This window comes from Rhodanobacter sp. A1T4, assembly GCF_014207185.1.
Classification (GTDB): Bacteria; Pseudomonadota; Gammaproteobacteria; order Xanthomonadales; family Rhodanobacteraceae; genus Rhodanobacter.
This window is the reverse complement of sequence record NZ_JACHCP010000002.1, coordinates 200,374-219,351: the sequence shown is the minus strand read 5'-3', so window position 1 is coordinate 219,351 and position 18,978 is coordinate 200,374. Positions and strand designations below refer to the sequence as shown.

The following is an 18,978-nucleotide window of genomic DNA, read 5'->3' as shown; positions in this document are numbered from 1 at the left end:
GAACACGGGCGAAAGTGAGCATTGCCTCGAAAGACCCTGCTGACCGGACACGGCGGATTCTGGCTGGCCTGGATCCATTTTTTATCCCGGCATCTGATTTTTATAAGCATAAACGGCAAATTTTTGGAAGTGAGACGCACGGTCAATAGGTGCCAAATTTTGTGACCATACTCACAAAAAATGACATCAAGTTAACCCTGGCCCCTACCGTGACCTGTCGAAAAAGCTTGCGCAGGAGAGTTTTGCTTGCCGGGCAGGCGAGGTTTACCTGGACAGGGTGGACATCGCCCGCACCAGCAAGGCGTGAACAGGTGTTGGGTGAAGTTCAACGGGCATAAGCCAGTTTTTTTCGTTCAACGTGCCAACGGATAAGACGTCGGCAGAGGGGAAATATGGAGCATCAATTTCACTTTGTTTCGGGTCTGCCGAGGTCGGGTTCTACCCTTCTGGCGGGGCTGCTGCGCCAAAATCCGCGTTTTCATGCCGGCATGAGTGGCCCCGTCGGCGGGCTGTTCAATACTCTGCAAGGCGAGATGAGTGGCCGCAACGAGTACTCGGTATTCATCACCGATGCCCAGCGCCGACGCCTGCTGCAGGGCCTGTTCGAGGATTACTACGGCGAGGAATTCACCGCCGAGGTGCTCTTTGATACCAACCGGATCTGGTGCAGCAAGCTGCGCCTGCTGAAAGAGCTGTTTCCGACGGCCAAGGTCATTGCCTGCGTGCGGCACATGCCGTGGATCATCGACAGCATTGAGCGGTTGGTGCGCAAGAACGCGTTCCAGCCCTCGTCCATCTTCAACTACCAGCCCGGTGGCACGGTTTACTCGCGCGCCGAGGGCCTCGCCAACGGCGACGGCATGGTGGGCTTTGCCTATAACGCACTGAAAGAGGCGTATTACAGCGAAGACACCGCCAATCTGATGTTGCTGCAGTACGAGACGCTGACCAGCGATCCGGCCAAGGCCGTGAAGGCGATCTACGACTTCATCGGCGAACCGGCCTTCGCCCACGGCTTCGACAACGTCAGTTACGACGCCAACGAGTTCGACCTGCGAGCCGGCACGCCCGGCTTGCATACGGTGCGCAACAAGATCGAGGCGCACGCGCGCCGCACGATCCTGCCGCCGGACGTGTTCTGCCGTTTCGAGAACGACGCCTTCTGGCGCGAGCCGCAACTCAACCTGCGCGGGGTGCGGGTGGTCTGAGCACGGCCAATCGCCGATGACTTCGTCGACAAAAATTCTGTTTCTACAAATTCGATCCGGGCAGGGCGATGCACTGGATCACAGTCATAACTAGCAAGCCATTTCATTTAGTAACACCACAGGGGGCTCCACCATGAATCGCATCTACCGCATTGTCTTCAACCGCACGCTCGGCGTGCCGCAAGTGGTTTCCGAATTGGCGAGTTCCTCACAGGACGGTGCTGGCTCCAGTTCAACGAGTCGTATTCGAGGATTCATTCGACATCCTCTGATGCTGGCTTGCGCGATGGCGTTTGCTCTGGCTGCCGTGACACCCACTGAAGTGCGTGCAGACGGAGGCAATGGAGGACGCGGAAACGGCGCTAGCGGTGGTGCTGGTGGCACGGGAAGTAATCCGGTCGGCCAAGCCGGCGCAACGAATCTTTCGGGCCCGTGGGATTATGGCGGCGGCGGCGGCGGCGGCGCTTCGTACTTTAGCGGCATATTGCTCGGTCAAGGTGCGGCCGGGGGCAATGGAGGTAACGGCGGAGCAGGGGGCGCTGGTGGTGGCGTCGGTGGCGCCTATTCGTCCACCACCATTCTTGCCGTAAGCAAGAGCGGCGGCGTGGGCGGTGCCGGTGGCAACGCGACTAATAATGTCGGCGGATTTGTCGACGGCGGCGGCGGCGGCGGCGGCGGCGGCGGTTTTGGTGTCGTAAGCACCGGCGGCAATTTTTCCGTGGGCGCTGGTTTATCGGTGACCGGTGGCGCTGGCGGAATGGGTGGCGCCTGGGGTGGCAATGGCGGAGAAGGCGGCGGCGGTGGCGGCGGCCAGGGCGGCGGCGGCGTGCTGCTCTCGAGTACCGGCACGACCTTCTCCAACAACGGCACTGTCACGGGCGGTGCAGGCGGTGCAGGCGGTTCAACCGGTTATGAAACAGGTGGCTCAGGTGGTGCCGGTGGCGCTGGAGTAGTGTTTACGAATGCCGCGGGTGGCAACCTAGTCAATACAGGGGTCATTAGCGGTGGCGCAGGCGGTTCAGCCGGAAATAATAACGGCGGTGCCGGTGCCGGTGCCGGTGGCGTTGGAATTACGGGTAGCAGCCTCTCGATCGTCAACAGCGGCACCATCAGCGGTGGCTTCGCCAATGGTGGCAGCGGCGCGCAAGCCGATGCCATCTTGTTCAGTGGCATCAACAACACCTTGGATTTGCAGACCGGCTCCGCTATCAACGGCGCAATCGAACTCGCTTCCGGCAGTACCGCCACGATTGCTGCCCAAGACAGCAGTCTGGGCCTGAGCAATGCCATAGAACTCGACAGCAGCACATCCGCACTTACCGTCGACACCAGCACGGACAATCTCACTGTGTCCGGCGTGATTTCTGGTGCGGGTTCATTGACCCAGAGTGGTAATGGCGTACTGATACTCGCAGGAGCTGATACTTATAGCGGAGGCACCACCATCAGTGCCGGCACCCTGCAGGTGGGCAGTGGTGGCACTACGGGTTCCATCACGGGTAACGTTGCCGATAGCGGTGCTTTGGTGTTCGACCGCAGCGATGCAGTGACCTACGGCGGCGTGGTCAGCGGCACCGGCGCGCTTTATCAGAACGGTGCAAGCGAGCTGGTACTGACTGGCGCCAACACCAATACCGGCGGTAATGTCATCCAGTCCGGCACAATGCAGATCGGTAACGGCGGCACCACTGGTTCGATCGTGGGTGATGTGACCGACAACGGCACGTTGGCCTTTGACCACTCCGACGACGTGACCTTCGACGGTGCGATCACTGGCGCCGGCAATCTGACGCAGTCGGGTACCGGCGTGCTCACGTTGAGCAACGGCACCAGCAGCTACAGCGGTCTTACCACGGTCAGCGCCGGTACGCTGGCGCTGACCGGTGATGCCAGCATCGCCGCATCCAGTGGTTTGGTCGACAACGGCACGTTTGATATCAGCGCTACCAACAACGGCGCCACCATCGCTTCGTTGAGCGGGAGCACCAGTGGTGCGGTGTTACTCGGCGGCCAGTCGCTGACGTTGTCCAACGCCAACGATACGTTCGGTGGTGCAATCAGTGGCACGGGTGGTCTGACGCTTTCGGCTGGCAATGAAATGTTGACCGGCACGAATACCTACACGGGCGACACGGCGATCAACGGCGGCACGCTGGCGATCACCAGTGGCGGCAGTGTGACCAGCACCGGGAATGTTATCGACAACGGTACGTTGATCGTGGACGGCGCCGGGTCGAGCATCACCGCAACCGCCGGCGGCACGCCGTTTCAGGTGGGCAGCACCGGCACCGGTAGCCTGACGGCGAGCAATGGCGCGTCGGTCAATAGCACGGGCGAACTCAACATCGGCCAGAACGCCGGCGATACCGGCACGGTCACCGTCACCAGCGGCGCAAATGTCACCGCGGCTGCGAGCATCAATGTCGGTAAATACGGCAGCGGCGCGCTGACGGTTTCCGATGGCGGCTCGGTCGACAGCAGTTTCCTCTCGATCGCCGACCAGGCCGGTTCGACCGGCGCGGTGACCGTGACGGATGCAGGTTCATCGGTGACAGTTGAGCCAGGCGGCCAGATCGTGGTTGGCAACCATGGCGGCAATGGCACGCTGACCATCGCCAGCGGTGCTTCGGTGATGGGCGACAGCGTGTCGATTGCGGCGGATGCAGGCTCGATCGGTGTGCTGAACATCGGTGCGGCCGCAGGCAGTGCGGCGACGGCGGCGGGTACGCTGGATACCGGTGCCGTCACTTTCGGCGCGGGTACGGGTTCCCTGGTGTTCAACCACACCGATCCCGGCTACATCTTCGATCCGACGATCAGCGGTAACGGTGCAGTCAATGTGCTGGCCGGCACGACCATTCTCACCGCAGGCAATACCTACACCGGCGTCACCAACATCAGCACCGGCGCCACGCTGGCACTGTCCGGCACGGGCAGCATTGCCAATTCCAGCGACGTCATCGCCAACGGCACGTTCGATATCAGCAACACGACCAACAGCGCATCCATCGTGTCGCTGGACGGCAGCGGTAATGTCAACCTGGGCACGCAGTCGTTATCACTGACCAACGCCAGCGGTACGTTCGCTGGCGTCATCAGCGGCAGCGGTGGCCTCAGCGTCGCAGGTCCCATTGAAATCCTGTTGGGCGAAAACACCTATACCGGCAGTACGACGATCGGTAACGGTACTGATCTGCTCATCGGCGATCAAGGGACGACCGGCTCCATTGTCGGTGACGTGACCAACGACGGTTACCTGCTTTTCGACCGCAGCGATGCCATCACGTACAACGGCGTGGTCAGCGGCAGCGGCGGGCTCTATCAGTACGATGCCACGGGTACCCTCACGTTGACGGGTGCCAGCACGTTTACCGGAAATGCCGCGATCTTCGGCGGCACGTTGGCACTGAGCGGCAACGGCAGCGTTGCGGACGCGTACAACGTCATTGACTACGGCACGTTCGATATCAGCAATACGACCAACGGCGCATCGATCACCTCGCTGAACGGTAACAGCAGCGGCAACGTCAATCTCGGTGCACAGACACTGACGTTGACCAACGCATTCGATGAGTTCGACGGCAGCATCGCCGGCAGCGGCGGCCTTACGGTAGGCGCGGGCACCGAGACGCTGGGCGGCGCCAATGCCTACACCGGCAGCACGACCATCAACACCGGCGCTACGCTGGCACTGACCGGCACGGGCAGCATCGCCAACTCCAGCGATGTCATTGCCAACGGCACGTTCGATATCAGCAACACGACCAGCGGCGCGTCCATCGTGTCACTGGACGGCAGCGGCAATGTCAACCTGGGGACACAGTCGTTATCACTGACCAACGCGAGCGGCAATTTCGCTGGCGTCATCAGCGGCAGCGGCGGCCTCAGCGTCGCAGGCCCCATTGAAGTTCTGACCGGAGACAACACCTATACCGGCGTTACGACGATCGGTAACGTCACAGATCTGCTCATCGGCGACCAGGGGACGACCGGTTCCATTGTCGGGGACGTGACCAACAACGGTTATCTGCTTTTCGACCGCAGCGATGCCATCACGTACAACGGCGTGGTCAGCGGCAGCGGCGGGCTCTATCAGTACGATGCCACAGGTACCCTCACGTTGACGGGTGCCAGCACGTTTACCGGAAATGCCGCGATCTTCGGCGGCACGTTGGCACTGAGCGGCAACGGCAGCGTTGCGGACGCGTACAACGTCATTGACTACGGCACGTTCGATATCAGCAACACGACCAACGGCGCATCGATCATCTCGCTGAACGGTAACAGCAGCGGCAACGTCAATCTCGGTGCACAGACGCTGACGTTGACCAACGCATTCGATGAGTTCGACGGCGTCATTGCCGGCAGCGGCGGCCTCACGGTAGCGGCGGGCGGCGAGACGCTGGGCGGCGCCAATGCCTACACCGGCAGCACGACCATCAACACCGGCGCTACGCTGGCACTGACCGGCGTGGGCAGCATCGCCAACTCCAGCGACGTCATTGCCAACGGCACGTTCGATATCAGCAACACGACCAGCGGCGCGTCCATCATGTCGTTGGACGGCAGCGGCAATGTCAACCTGGGTACACAATCGTTGTCACTGACCAACGCCAACGGTACGTTCAGCGGTGTGATCGCGGGCAGCGGAGGTTTGGTTGTTGCTGGTCAGCAGGTTCTTGACGGTGTCAACACCTATACCGGTGCGACGACCGTCCAGGGCGGCACGCTGCTGATCGGTGACAGCGCCAACGCGGCTGCATCGATCGCTGGCGATGCCAGCGTAGATAGTGGCGCAACGCTCGGCGGCTTTGGTTCGGTGAGCGGGAACGTGGATGTCGCGAACGGTGCGCATCTTGCTCCGGGTAGCAGCGGCAGCATCGGTACGCTGACAGTCAACGGTGACCTGACCGTCGCGCAGGGCGGCGTGCTCGATTACGAGTTCGGCGCCCCGGGTGCGGGTTTTGCTACGGCTGGCACCGGCGATCTGGTCAATGTCGGCGGCAACCTGACGCTGAATCGCGCGACGCTCAACGTCAATGCCGATCCTGACTTCGGCTCGGGCCTGTACCGACTGTTCAACTACAGCGGCACGCTGACCGAAACCAATGGCGGCATCACGTTCGGAACGGTGCCGGCCGGCGACACGCTGGTGATCCAGACGCTGACGACGGACAAGCAGATCAATCTGGTCAACACCGGTGGCCAAGTACTCAACATCTGGAACGGCAACGGCCTGGCGTCGCCCACGCAGATGGGCGGTGGTACGGGTACGTGGTCGGCAACCTCGTCAAACTGGACCGACGTCAATGGCGACGTATCGGCGCCGATGATCCCACAGCCGGGCTTCGCGATCTTCGGTGGCGCCGCGGGCACGGTCAGCGTCGACGACAGTGCTGGTGCGGTATCCGCTACCGGCTTGCAGTTCATGACCGATGGCTACGTCATGAACGGCGATGCGTTGACGCTGGTCGCCGATGCCAACGGCAACGCACCGGTCATCAACGTAGGTGATGGCACTACGGCTAGCGCCAGCGATGTCGCCACGATCGACAATGTGTTGCAGAGCACTGATGGCCTGGTCAAGAACGACTACGGCACGCTGATTCTCAACGGTGCATCCACCATCAGTGGCGCGTCCGTGGTCGAAACGGGCGAGCTCGACCTGGACGGCAGTGGCAGCAACTTCTCCGGTGGCATCACCCTGTCCAGCGGCACCACGCTGGTGGTTGGCGGTGCCGGTGCCGGCGTGACCGTGACCGGCGCCAGTGGCACGGCGGGTAGCTCGCCGTTCAAGTACGGCGGTGCTGGCGGCAACGGCGTAGTGGGCGGCGCAGCGATCAGCGGTAGCGGTTTTGTGCTGACCAACCACAGTCAGATCGTTGGGGGGCAAGGCGGCTCGGGTGGTGCTGGGAAATACTGGTCGGGTACGACGCCGGCCAGCGGTAGCGGCGGCGCCGGCGGTGTGGGCGGCGCCGGCGTGAGTGGCACGGGTTTCAGCTTGACCAACATGGGCTTTATCGGTGGTGGTGCCGGTGGCTATGGCGGTCGTGGTGGCAGCGGGGTCGCGAACGCGAGCCAGGGAGCGGCTGGCAACGGCTACACCGGTGGTGCGGGCGGCGCGGGCAATGACGGCGTCACGGGTACCGGTTTCACCTTGAGCAATGCTGGCGTCATTGCCGGTGGCTACGGCGGCCGCGGCGGTCAGGGTGGTTACGGCGCCCACGGTACGACCGATGCGAGTCAGGCCGGCGGTAACGGAGGTGTCGGCGGCAATGGCGGTAACGGCGGCGTCGGCGTGAGCGGTACCCAGTTCAGCCTGGACAACAGCGGTCTCGTTCTTGGCGGCGCCGGTGGTTCGGCAGGCACCGCGGGCTCGGCGGGCAGCGGCAGCTACTCCAGCGGCAGCGCGGCGCCTGGCAACGGCGGTACGGGTGGCGTGGCCGGTGTGGGCGGCGCCGGTGGTGCCGGCGTGGCGGGCAGCTATTTCAACGTGACGAATGAAGCGGCAGGCACTATCGCCGGTGGCCGAGGTGGCTACGGTGGCTACAGCCGCCGTGGCAGCAGTGGCGGCTCCACGGCGGGTGGCGGCGCGACAGGCAGCTATGGCGCAGGTGGTATCGCGAGTGTGGCGGGTGTCGGGGGTGCGGGTATCAGCGGCGATCACTTCGAGGTCGTCAATAATGGCGCGATCAATGGCGGCTACGGCGGCTTTGGTGGCGAGCCCGGGGACAATGCCACGACTGCTGCGGCGATGGCCGGCGGCACCGGTGGCGCCGGCGGTGCGGGTATCAGTGGGAGCTACGCCACGATCACCAACAATGCAACGGGCGTTGTCACCGGCGGTCAGGGCGGTTCGGGTGGCTACGGCAGCTATAGCAATGCAACCGGCGCGACCTCTGGCGCGGGCGGCATCGGCGGCACCGGTGGTGCCGGTATCAGTGGCACGCAACTGCTGATCACCAATGCGGGTGCCATCAGCGGCGGCGCGGGCGGTTTGGGCCACTACGGCGCCAGCGACAGCAATGACAGTTCCGCACTGTCCGCGGGCGGTGCGGCGGGCGCTGGCGGCATCGGCGGCGCGGGTGTCACCGGTTCGTCCTTCACACTGACCAACACGGGTACGGTCACCGGCGGTGCCGGTGGCATCGGTGCGGTAGGTAACACGGGCTCCTCGTACGGCGGTGCCAACGGCAACGGCGGTAACGGTGCCGCCGGTGCTGCGGGCGGTGCCGGTGTCAGTGGTTCGTCGTTTACCGTGATCAACAGCGGCAGCATCGTGGGCGGCGCCGGTGGCTTGGGTGGCACCGGTGGGGCGGGCGGCAGCAACGGCACGGCACCCAATGGCAGTGCCGGCACCGATGGTGTAGGCGGTGCGGGTGGCGTGGGTGTGGCGTCGACGGGTAACTCGATCGTGGTCAATAGCGGCAGCATTGCCGGTGGTCTGGGCGCGGACGGCACGCAGGCCGATGCGGTTGACTTCAGCGGCGGCAACAACACGCTGGAAATCGATGCTGGTTACGCGTTTACCGGTAAGGTCATCAGCACCAGCGGTGCGACCCAGGGTGGTGACACTCTCGATCTGGGTGGCGTCACCAACGACAGCTTCAATGTTTCGCAGATCGGCGCCGTCGGTAGCGGCACCGAATATCAGGGCTTTGCCAACTTTGCCAAGACCGGTTCCAGTACCTGGACCTTGACGGGTACGGGCAATGCCAGCGAGGCGTGGACCATCGTCGACGGTACATTGGCGGCCAACACCACCAGTCTGCTGGGCAACGTGACCTTTGCACCGGCCGTGGGCAATACGGTGGCGGTTGATTTTGATCAGACGCAGAACGGCATTTATGCCGGCGTCGTGTCCGGTGCCGGCACGCTGGAAAAAACCGGTAGTGCCACATTGACCCTGACCGGCGCCAACAGCTATACCGGTGGCACCACGATCAGTGCCGGTACCTTGCAGTTGGGCAACGGCGGCACGACCGGCTCGATCGCTGGCAATGTCACGGACAACGGCGCGCTGGCATTCGATCGGTCCGATGCGGTGAGCTTCAACGCGGTGATCAGCGGCACGGGCAGCGTGACGCAGCTCGGCAGCGGCACGGCTGTATTGACCGGCACCAACACCTATACCGGTGGTACGTCGATCAGTGCCGGTACCTTGCAGTTGGGCAGCGGCGGCACGACCGGCTCGATCGCTGGCAATGTCACGGACAACGGCGCGCTGGCATTCGATCGGTCCGATGCGGTGAGCTTCAACGCGGTGATCAGCGGCACGGGCAGCGTGACGCAGCTCGGCAGCGGCACGGCTGTATTGACCGGCACCAACACCTATACCGGTGGTACGTCGATCAGTGCCGGTACCTTGCAGCTGGGCAACGGCGGCACGGCGGGCTCGATCACTGGCAATGTCACGGATAACGGCACGCTGGCGTTTGATCGTTCCGATGATGTGAGCTTTGCCGGCGTCGTTTCCGGCAGCGGCCGGGTGACCCAGTCCGGTGCGGGCAGTCTGACGCTGAGCGGGGCCAACAGCTACAGCGGCGGCACCGCGCTCAACGCCGGCACGCTGGTGCTGGGCAATACCTCGTCGATCGGCAGCGGCACGCTGGCGATGGCCGAAGGCACGACGCTGGACTTTGCCAGCAGCTTCACGCTGGCCAACGCCATCACGCTGTCAGGCGATCCGACCATCAACGTGGCGACCGGCCTGAGCACCACGCTCAGCGGCGGCATCAGCGACGGTACGCAGGCGGGCGATCTGGTGAAGACCGGTGCCGGTACGCTGGTACTGACCGGTACGGACACCTATACCGGCAGCACGGAAGCCGCCGCCGGTACGCTGGACGTGGAAGGCAGCCTGACCAGTGCGGTGAGTGTGGACAGCGGTGCAACCCTGGTGGGTAACGGCAGCACCGGTGGCATGACAATCGCCGCCGGGGGCGTGGTGTCGCCGGCTGGCAACGCCATCGGCACGCTGACGGTGAACGGCAACGTCACCCTGGCTGCCGGTTCGACCTATCAGCTCAATGCGACCGATACCGGTAGCAGCGATTTGATTCAGGCAACTGGCAAAGCCACGCTCGGTGGCGGCTCGGTGGTAGCGATGGAAGCGGGCAGCAACTGGAATGCCAAGACCCGGTACACCATCCTGACCGCGGGCAGCGGTGTCAGCGGCACCTTCGGCACGGCGAGCAACAACTTTGCTTTCCTGACCCCGACGCTTAGCTACGATGCCAACGATGCGTACCTGACCTTGGTGCGTAATAACGTCGGATTTCCCACCGTCGGCGTGACGCCGAATGAGATCCATACGGGTGCCGCCATCGAGGCCTTGGGTACGGATAGTGCTGTTTACGAGGCTGTGGTGCCGCTGGCAGCGGGTCCGGCACGTGCGGTGTTTACCGAACTGGCCGGCGACAGTCTGGCCAGCACGCGCACGGCGATCATCGACGATAGCCACTACGTGCGTGATGCGATCAGCAACCACCTGCAGGGTGCGCAGGGCACGGGCGAGACGACTCAATCCGACGATCAGGGCAGCGTGTGGGCCAGTACCTGGGGTCACGGTGGCAACAACGACAGCGATGGCAATGCGGCCCGTATGGGCAGTAATGGTAGCGGGCTGTTGGTCGGTGCCGATCGCACCCTCGATGCGTGGCGTGTGGGCGCGGTGGCCGGCTCCGGCCAGCTGTCCAACAACACGATCTATGGTTCGGGCGATGCGCACAGCACCGATACGGTCTTCGGCCTGTACACCGGCGTGAACGTGGGGGCGTGGCAGTTCCAGGGTGGAGCGGCACACAGCTGGTACGAGACACGCAGCCATCGTCAGATCGATGTGACCGGGATCGAGGATCGCGCCACCGCCAGCTACAACAATGGTGTGACGCAGGCGTATGTGGATGGCGGCTATCAGTTCACCTTTAACCAGGGCAGCCTGACGCCTTACGCCGATGTGGCGCGGGTGTGGATCCATCAGGGAGCGATCAACGAGGGCAACGAAGCGGCGGCAGCGCTGGATGTGCAGGCCAATGGGACAGCAGTGAACTACGGCACGGTGGGCTTGCGTGGTGCCTACAACCCGTCACCGGTGGTGCAGCTGCACATGAGTCTGGGCTTCCAGCAGGCGTGGGGCGATCTGCGCTCGATCGATCAGCAGACCTTCGCCAACGGCGGCACGACGAGCTTCACGGTGGCTGGTGTGCCGGTGGCCAAGAGCTCGGGTGTGCTGGACTTCGGCCTGCGCCTGCAGCTGAGCAAGAGCGTGAGCGTGGATACGAGCTATCACGGTCAGTTCGCCAGTGATGCCAGCGACCAGGGTGCACGCATGGCGCTCAACGTGGCTTTCTAAAAGACGCGTGGTCTGAAACGAAAAGCCACCCTGGTTATCAGGGTGGCTTTTTTATGCGGCGATAGGCTGTGATGAAATGCCTATAGACCCGGTTGGGCATTTCTTCCCGACGAGTTCGGCATCTGACCGACATCCAAATAACAGGGAACTTGCACAGGCCAGTTGATGCTTGAACGATATCTAATGTTCGATGTTGTTTTACGTTGCTAGTGCAGACTGCGCTGGATCACGAGTTCGCCATCGACTGTTCTACCGGCTTGGGTGAAACCGAGTTTTGCGAGAATTTTCTGGACAGCTCGACGTTCGAGCTTGCGATTTTCGACGGTGGCGACCAGGCGGCCAGGTGCGCCGTTTTCGCGTGCGAGGCCTTTGAAACCTTCGATCGTCTTTTCCATCAGACGAACGTTCAAGCCAGCGAGTCGACTCGCCGGACGGATAAACATGCGGACAAATCCGTAGGAGACGCCCTGATCATCGAGACGTATCGCCACCGTGCAAGCGCCAGCGATGCTGTCACTTTCCACGTTGTGGAGAACGCATGCCACTTCCCATGATCGGCGCCATGCCTCATCCGGATTCGCGAGTGCTCCTTCCTGCAGCCAGAAAGTCACGATTTTCTGTCGTAGTGATTTCGTTATGTTTCCGAATACCCAACGTATCTCAAAATCCGATAGAGGCCCAGTTGATGTAACGGACGTTTTGGTCATGAAATAGTCCTGTCTACGGATATGTTTTGCAGCATTAGATGGGCTTGAGAAACATGAGGGTCTATTTTGGAGGCTGATACCGTTGCGAAAGAAGCAGACAGCGACGGCCCATTGACGTTGAACAGAGCGGCAGTAGGAAAGTCTGAGCCGGTTTGAAAGCGGCCCAGGCAGTCGATGGATGGCTATGCACGATGGCCTTTGAGCCAGAATATCCATGTTTCGTGCTGGTCGACTATCATGGACATCCGCGTCGAGCCGTTAAACGTCACTCTTTCGGCGCATTCCGCACGGCCAAGAGCCGATTCGGGGATAACAGTTTTGCACTGCCGCTTGCAGTGAATCAGCTTGTGAATGGTTTGATGGATGGATTACTGATGCTTGGCGTTCGGTGGCTCTGATAAACATGGTTGCTTCCGATACGAGCGACAAACGACCTGCTGCCGTTGCTTCCCTGCGCAGGCCCAAACGGGTTTATCTCGTGCCGCCTGCGTGCTGGAAATCCGCCAGGCTGGCCGCGCAATCAGCAGCAGTGGACTGGTCGCTGGCCGTATCCGCGCCCGCGTCGTGGTCGGAGCGATGGATCAGGCCAGCGCCAACATCCAAGGTCTCGCTGCATGGTTTGAGTAGCGCCGCACTGCGCCTTTCTGCAACGGCGCATATGGCCCGTTTGCATGCAGCATTGTTCTCCGCGCTGCGCGGCGTGGATGTTGCGAAAACGGTGGCTGCTCTCGGAAATCATGTGGCGCGCTGGCCCGGGCCAGCGTGGGATCAAACCAACAGGCGCAGGGCACTGACCGCGTTTTCGCTCTGCGTGGCCTTCGGCGCTATCGCCATCCCGTTGGTGAGCGGCGTGGCGCATTCGCAGCCGGAGCTTGAAAGTCACGCGATGCTGAGTGCGCCAGTGACTTCGCAAACACTGGCAAAAAGCGTTGCCAAGCCGGTTATCGCACCGCCGATGTCGACTGAGAAAACGGACGATATTGAATCTATCGTAGTGCTGCCGAAAGCGGCTCCGGCGATGCGCTCCGATTTGCCATCCTCTATTGCGTCGCTGTCGGACGTCAGCACGATGGACTTGATGATGCCGATCGCCGAGCCCGATCTGAATATCGCCTCGCATCAGAGTCTGTGGGCGCAAGTGGGCAAGGAGTTTGGCGTCGATCCGCTGCTGCTCTACAGCATCGCGCTGGTCGAATCGCGATCGCTGCATCCCGGTGGTGACATTGGTCCGACCCCTTGGTTGTTCCGGGTCAACGATCGCCTGGTTGTTGGCGAACGGCATCACGTGCAGATGGAGATGGCTGTGGCAAGCCAGCTCAATGCGACCGTCCAGGACGTCGGCATCATGCAGGTCTATTACCCGATGCACCGGGACGCTGTTCGCGATCCACTAAGCCTGCTCGACCCAAGAACCAATATCTCGGTAGCGGCGAAGATCTTGCACGACGGCATGCATGAAACACGTGATCCGGTACTCGGCGTTGGCTATTACCACAGCCATACGCAACAGCTGGCAAGGGACTATGGCACCGCCGTGATGACGGTCTATCAACGTCTGAAGATTGTCTATCGCTCGGGGAAAAACGCGCGGATCGTTGCTCGTTAGTCCGAATCGTTTCTTACTTCGCCCACTCCCGCACTGCTTGAACAAACGCCAGGCAATCCGTGAAACGGTTGTACAGCGGAGCAGGCGAGATACGGATGACATCGGGTTCGCGCCAGTCGCCGATGATGCCGTGGTCCATCAGGTAATCGAACAATGCGCGGCCGCGCTCGCGGCCACCGACTACGCGGATGGAGAGCTGCGCGCCGCGGCGGTTGGGATCGCGGGGGGTCACGATTTCCAGTACGCCAGCGAGTTGGGTATTCACCAGCCACTCGAGATAGCCGGTGAGCTGCAACGATTTCTCGCGCAGCGGGTGCATGCCGGCGCGGCGGAACATGTCCAGTGATACGCGCAGTGGCGCCAGCGAAAGAATCGGCGGGTTGGACAGCTGCCAGCCTTCCACGCCGTGGATCGGCACAAACGCCGGGCCCATCTGGAAACGCGTGGCCTTGTCGTGACCCCACCAGCCGGCAAAGCGTGGCAACACGGCATCGGCATGACGCTCGTGCACAAAGGCGCCACCGACAGCACCGGGGCCGGCGTTGAGATATTTGTAGTGGCACCAGATTGCGAAGTCGACGCCGCTGTCGTGCAATTGCAGCGGCAGGTTGCCGACGGCGTGCGCCAGGTCGAAGCCGACCGCGCAGCCGTGGCTGTGCGCCAGTGCGGTGATCGCCTTGAGATCGAACGCCTGGCCGTTGCGGTACTGGATGCCGGGTAGCATCACCAGCGCGATGCGCGAGCCGTGTTCTGCCAGCGCGCGTTCGATCGCGCTCATCGATAGGAGGCCGTTCGGTTCGTCAGGCTCCAGTTCGATCAGCGCGGTGGCCGGATCAAAGCCGTGGAAGCGGACTTGCGACTCCACCGCGTAGCGATCGGTGGGGAAGGCACCCGCTTCGATCAGGATCGCGGGGCGATCCTTTGTCGGGCGATAAAAGCTCACCATCAGCAGATGCAGGTTCACGCCCAGCGTGTTCATAGCGACTACTTCGGATGGCTTGGCGCCGACGACCAGGGCGAGGTCGTCGCGCAGGTAATCTTCATAGTTCAGCCACGGCTGGCGACCCTTGAAATGGCCCTCCACGCCGAGCTCAGCCCAGTAATCCAGCTCGGCGTTGACGGCGTCGCGCACGCCGCGTGCCTGCAGCCCCAGCGAATTACCGCAGAAGTAAACGCTGTCTGCCTTTTGGCCGTCTGTGCCCTCGTGTGGCGGGATCAGAAACTCGTCGCGGAACGCGCGCAGCGGGTCGGCTGCATCGCGGGCTTGCGCCCATTCGACAGTCGCCTGGTAATTGCTGACGTCGTGCATTTCGGATGTCCTGTGGTTTTTGCGAGAGCGCCTGCAGTGACACTCGCTTGGCGCACTGCGGCGACTTTAACCGTGATCGTTTTGATGATGAAGTGAAAGCGGCCGCTGGCGTTGTCGCACATCAACGAATGCCGGCACGATACGCCGGCATCAAATCCGCATCGTCGAAGCCTTACTTGAGCTTCGCGGCAATCCCGTCACAGCCCTTTTCGAAGGCAGCCTTCCATGCCGGACCGGCGGCGCTTTCCGAGGGGCGCAGACAGCGCAGCTGAATTGCGTTGCCGTCCTTGAGCCAGTAACGCTCGCTGTAGCTGTACTGCGCGCCGCTTTCCTGCGCCGTGTATACAAACGTATTGGGTCTGGGCGGGACCGCGGCTGCCTTGTAACCGGGCAGCGCTAGCGCCTTAGCGGAAGAGGTACTCACGTACTGCTGAAAACCGCTGATGTCGCCAACCTGCTTCACCGTCACGGTGACGCGGGACAGGCTGACCTTGCCGGTGGCAGAGGTATCGGGCACCTGGAATACGTGCACTTCCGGATCGCCCTGGGTGTCGAGAATGTCCACCCAGTCGTCTGGTGTGTGGAACTGCACACTGCCGTTGGCCATGCTGATGTCAGCGGCGTGTAGTGTGCCGGCCAGCAGCAGGGTCGCTGCGAGGGCGATGATGCTCGAAGACATGGTGCGCAGAAAGCTCATGCTGACTCCTGGAAAGTGCGGCTGGATCATGGAAGGCCATGGGCACGGCGATGTCGAATCCTGTCTGGCGATTCCGGCTTGGTATCATGAAACGACGCCAGTCACGATCGATGCCTCAATGCCGACATCCCGCGCCAACCCCAGCGCATAAGGATAGTGGTTATCGAGCATCATCTGTTCGATGTCGGTCATATTCAGTCGCTGCCGCTTTTCCCATAGGGCGCGTCTCACCATTCCAGGCCGCGCACAATCGACGCTCGTGTTCGCCACGATTACTCAGAAAATCTACCTGCAGGCTGATGCGCTCAGCCTGATCCGCAGCGTGGTTGTCGAAGTTGGCCTTTGAACCCGTGTGTCGGGTCACGACAACGAATTATGTGACGTCGAGCCGGCTCGCTGGTTTGCCGACACTGCTAATGCCAGTTCGCGCACTTGCAAAGCGTCCTTCCAGCGGTCGGAGAGGTTGGTATGGTCGGCGGCACCGCTGATGTACGGGCCCAGTTCGCATCTAAAGGCGAGGCTGGCCTCGGTATCGGCGCGGACGCGCCAATCGCGCATCAGTCCCTGCCACCAACCAGAAACTGTTGCAGCCAGATGCGCCTAGCTTCGCGTACCGATCAGTGCGTCTGCTGCTTGGCCTGGTGGCCGGCGCAGGTAGCGGCTGGCGGTTTTTACCAATGGCACCAGCAGCATGGCGCAGCTGGCCAGCGGACTTTGTGTGATCAGATAGTGGTTTGCAAAAGACGCGCCCAGCAACTGGGTGGTCTGCGTAAAGGTCTTGAACATAGTGGTGGCCAGCAGAGATGCGCATATAGTGAACTTAAAAGTTCATTATATCCAATCGTTTTTTGGATTCTGCCGATAGCCTTTAACTAACGTTTAACCAACGGGCGACCGATTGAAGTATCAGGAGGAGTGCGCATTGGGATGCAGATCTGGCGTGTATTCAGTCCCAATGTGACTGCGGCCCAGCACGTGCGCGAGCGTGTCGACATTGTCGACCAGGCGATCGCTGATGCGCTTGAGCAGATCGGCGTTGTGCCTGTTGTCGGCCATGGCGAGCAGGGCGGCCAGGCTGCGCTGCAGGGTGCGCAAATCGGAGGTTAGCTGCGGTGTGCGATTCTCGCGCAGCGCGGTGGCGATTTCCTGCAGGGCGATGGCTACATGATCGACGAAACCACTGACCTCGCTGGATTCTGACATCGCGTTGTCGTTGTCGATCACCGCTTCCAGTGTCATTGCGGTGCGTGCCAGCCGGTTGCCGTTGGCGAACAGTGCCGTGGCCAGGTCCAGCAGGACGACTGGCGCGCCGGGTTCGGCGCGCATGCGATCCAGCGACGCCTGCGCATTGGTACGTGCAGTGCGTGCGGCGGTACGTGCTTCGCGATGGACGTCGCGGAGCATTGGCCGTGCCAGGGCGCGCAGGTAGTTGGCGTAGGCATCGAGCATGTCCGACAACGCGGCGCGTACGCGGCCTTTTTCCCATGTTGGCCACAGCAGGTAGGCAAGTAGGGCCATGCCGCTGCCGAGCAGGGTATTGATCACCCGATCGTGCACTGCAGCGCCGGAGTTGACGCCTTCAAAAGAGAGAAAAATCACTACCGTGCCGGTGAGCGCGGCTACGGCGGCGCCGTAGTGTGCGGTAGCGAGATAGCGGAAGGTCAGGCACAGCACGGCCATCAGAGCCAGATGCGTCCATGGCTCGTGCGGTGTGATGTGCAGCAGCACCGTGGTGAGCACCAGACCGAGAATCGTCCCCACCACACGCAGCAGGCCAAAGTTGAAGGTGGCGGCAAAATCCGGTCGCAGCACGATCGCGGCGGTCATCGGCAGCCAGTAACCGTGTGGCAGGTGCAGTTTGCGCGATACCAGCATGGCCAGGCTCAGGCAAACCGCGCTGCGGATGGCGTGGCGGAAAGCCACCGACTGTGGCGTCAGGCTGGCGCGCAGTGTGGCCAGCGCCGAGCTGCTGCGCAGCGCGGCTGGCAGTGGTGTCTCGGCGGCAACAGCGCGCATTTCGCCTTTGCTGCCGGCCCAATTGGCATTACGCACTGCGGCGGCCAACTGGCCGGACAGTGCGTGGATATGGCGGGCGAGACTGTCGGGCGGCCCATCGCCACCAAGCAAGGCGGTTTCGCTGGCCTGCAGGGTCTGCAACATGCGCTCGGCCTGCTGCGGGGGCTCGCCTTCATCGAGGGCATCGGCGATGGCGGCAAGCACGCGTGCGGCGTCGTCGCGGAACATCGCATGGATGGTAGCGTTCGCCCGCAGTTCGGCCATCGCCGTCAGTTCCAGCCGTATGCGCTCGGCCAGTTCCAGCAATACCCCGAAGGCTTCCATCGCGCGACCGCGCGCGTGGTGGCGGCCGAGCAGGGTGTGCTGCAACGTTGTCATCGCTCCGGTCAGCGCAGGTACGTCGGCGTCGTCGTAGGTTTGTTGACGTGCCAGCGTGGCCAGGCCGCGATAGACGGCGGCCAGTGCTTGCCGCTCGGGCCGATAGCGTTGCAGTGGCCATGCAGCGACTGAGAACGCCATGAGCAGCATGCCGCCGCTGAAGATCAGCCCGGCACCGAGCAGCGCATGCGGCAAGGTGGTAGGCGTATAGGCGGTGACCACGAGGAGGATCATGCTGGTCATGCCGACACGGGCGATGTCGACGCCGAACACCACCAACAGCCCACCGAAAAATCCAAAGATCATGGTGGCGAATAGCAGCGGCAGCAGCTGATCGCCAATCAGGAAGCCACATAGCGAAGCGACTGCCGCGGCGAGCGAGGCCAGCAGCAGCTGCTGCATGCGTTGCCGATACGGGCCTGGCTGATCGGAAAACATCGTATTGAGCGCGCCGGCCGCAACGCCGATGCCCACTTCCGTATATCCCGTGGCCAGGCCAATGCCAAGTGGCAGAACCACAGCGGCGGTATTGCGCAGCAATACCCACAGCGGCACATCCGGCCGCTTCGCCGTAGTCAGGCTCTCCAGCATTTTTCTGCTCAGCGAGTAGCCGGTTTTGGGCATGGTGCGTCGATGACTCAGGTGGCTGAGCAGTGATTCTGCATCACGCAGGCTGAAGCTGCTGCGATGGTTTCGCGTATAG

The 18,978-nt window shown here is 62.2% G+C and carries 10 protein-coding genes; 4 read left to right on the top strand and 6 right to left on the bottom strand.

Going from position 1 to position 18,978, the window contains the following annotated elements:
- Positions 1-392: 392 nt before the first annotated feature.
- Positions 393-1,208: a sulfotransferase gene (locus HDE80_RS04135; RefSeq protein WP_184668184.1), complete on the top strand. Its 816-nt coding sequence runs from the start codon at positions 393-395 to the stop codon at positions 1,206-1,208.
- A gap of 133 nt (positions 1,209-1,341) precedes the next feature.
- The gene (locus HDE80_RS04130; protein WP_184668182.1) at positions 1,342-11,562 is read left to right on the top strand and encodes an autotransporter-associated beta strand repeat-containing protein; all 10,221 of its coding nucleotides are present in this window, start codon (positions 1,342-1,344) and stop codon (positions 11,560-11,562) included.
- A gap of 206 nt (positions 11,563-11,768) precedes the next feature.
- Here the strand turns inward: HDE80_RS04130 and HDE80_RS04125 are convergent, their stop codons facing one another.
- Positions 11,769-12,173, bottom strand: a complete 405-nt coding sequence (locus HDE80_RS04125; protein WP_184668180.1) for a hypothetical protein — start codon at positions 12,171-12,173, stop codon at positions 11,769-11,771.
- Between the two features lie 585 nt (positions 12,174-12,758).
- Between HDE80_RS04125 and HDE80_RS04115 the strand changes: the two genes are divergently transcribed.
- Both HDE80_RS04115 and HDE80_RS04110 read left to right on the top strand, forming a co-directional pair.
- Positions 12,759-12,896, top strand: a complete 138-nt coding sequence (locus tag HDE80_RS04115) for a hypothetical protein (RefSeq protein WP_184668176.1) — start codon at positions 12,759-12,761, stop codon at positions 12,894-12,896.
- Between the two features lie 31 nt (positions 12,897-12,927).
- The gene (locus tag HDE80_RS04110) at positions 12,928-13,875 is read left to right on the top strand and encodes a transglycosylase SLT domain-containing protein (protein ID WP_255483575.1); all 948 of its coding nucleotides are present in this window, start codon (positions 12,928-12,930) and stop codon (positions 13,873-13,875) included.
- A 13-nt stretch (positions 13,876-13,888) separates the two neighbouring features.
- Here the strand turns inward: HDE80_RS04110 and kynU are convergent, their stop codons facing one another.
- The 5 genes from kynU to HDE80_RS04085 all read right to left on the bottom strand — a co-directional run bounded on the left by kynU (position 13,889) and on the right by HDE80_RS04085 (position 18,899).
- Positions 13,889-15,184 (bottom strand): kynureninase, encoded by a 1,296-nt coding sequence (gene kynU, locus HDE80_RS04105; protein WP_184668174.1) that lies wholly within the window; start codon positions 15,182-15,184, stop codon positions 13,889-13,891.
- A 172-nt stretch (positions 15,185-15,356) separates the two neighbouring features.
- Positions 15,357-15,881 carry a hypothetical protein gene (locus tag HDE80_RS04100; RefSeq protein WP_184668172.1) on the bottom strand — a complete coding sequence of 175 codons (525 nt, stop codon included), beginning with the start codon at positions 15,879-15,881 and terminating at the stop codon, positions 15,357-15,359.
- A gap of 360 nt (positions 15,882-16,241) precedes the next feature.
- Entirely contained in the window at positions 16,242-16,439 is a 198-nt protein-coding gene (locus HDE80_RS04095) for a hypothetical protein (RefSeq protein WP_184668170.1), read from the bottom strand.
- Between the two features lie 42 nt (positions 16,440-16,481).
- The gene (locus HDE80_RS04090; RefSeq protein ID WP_184603815.1) at positions 16,482-16,667 is read right to left on the bottom strand and encodes a hypothetical protein; all 186 of its coding nucleotides are present in this window, start codon (positions 16,665-16,667) and stop codon (positions 16,482-16,484) included.
- Positions 16,668-16,787: 120 nt separating this feature from the next.
- The gene (locus HDE80_RS04085; protein WP_184668168.1) at positions 16,788-18,899 is read right to left on the bottom strand and encodes an FUSC family protein; all 2,112 of its coding nucleotides are present in this window, start codon (positions 18,897-18,899) and stop codon (positions 16,788-16,790) included.
- Positions 18,900-18,978: the final 79 nt, after the last annotated feature.

What these genes read in the sequence shown, in the direction of transcription:
- HDE80_RS04135 (WP_184668184.1), top strand. Translation starts at nt 393, where the DNA reads ATGGAGCATCAATTTCACTTTGTTTCGGGTCTGCCGAGGTCGGGTTCT.
- HDE80_RS04130 (WP_184668182.1), top strand. Translation starts at nt 1,342, where the DNA reads ATGAATCGCATCTACCGCATTGTCTTCAACCGCACGCTCGGCGTGCCG.
- HDE80_RS04110 (WP_255483575.1), top strand. Translation starts at nt 12,928, where the DNA reads ATGGCCCGTTTGCATGCAGCATTGTTCTCCGCGCTGCGCGGCGTGGAT.
- kynU (WP_184668174.1), bottom strand. Translation starts at nt 15,184, where the DNA reads ATGCACGACGTCAGCAATTACCAGGCGACTGTCGAATGGGCGCAAGCC.
- HDE80_RS04100 (WP_184668172.1), bottom strand. Translation starts at nt 15,881, where the DNA reads ATGAGCTTTCTGCGCACCATGTCTTCGAGCATCATCGCCCTCGCAGCG.
- HDE80_RS04095 (WP_184668170.1), bottom strand. Translation starts at nt 16,439, where the DNA reads ATGCGCGATTGGCGCGTCCGCGCCGATACCGAGGCCAGCCTCGCCTTT.
- HDE80_RS04090 (WP_184603815.1), bottom strand. Translation starts at nt 16,667, where the DNA reads ATGTTCAAGACCTTTACGCAGACCACCCAGTTGCTGGGCGCGTCTTTT.
- HDE80_RS04085 (WP_184668168.1), bottom strand. Translation starts at nt 18,899, where the DNA reads ATGCCCAAAACCGGCTACTCGCTGAGCAGAAAAATGCTGGAGAGCCTG.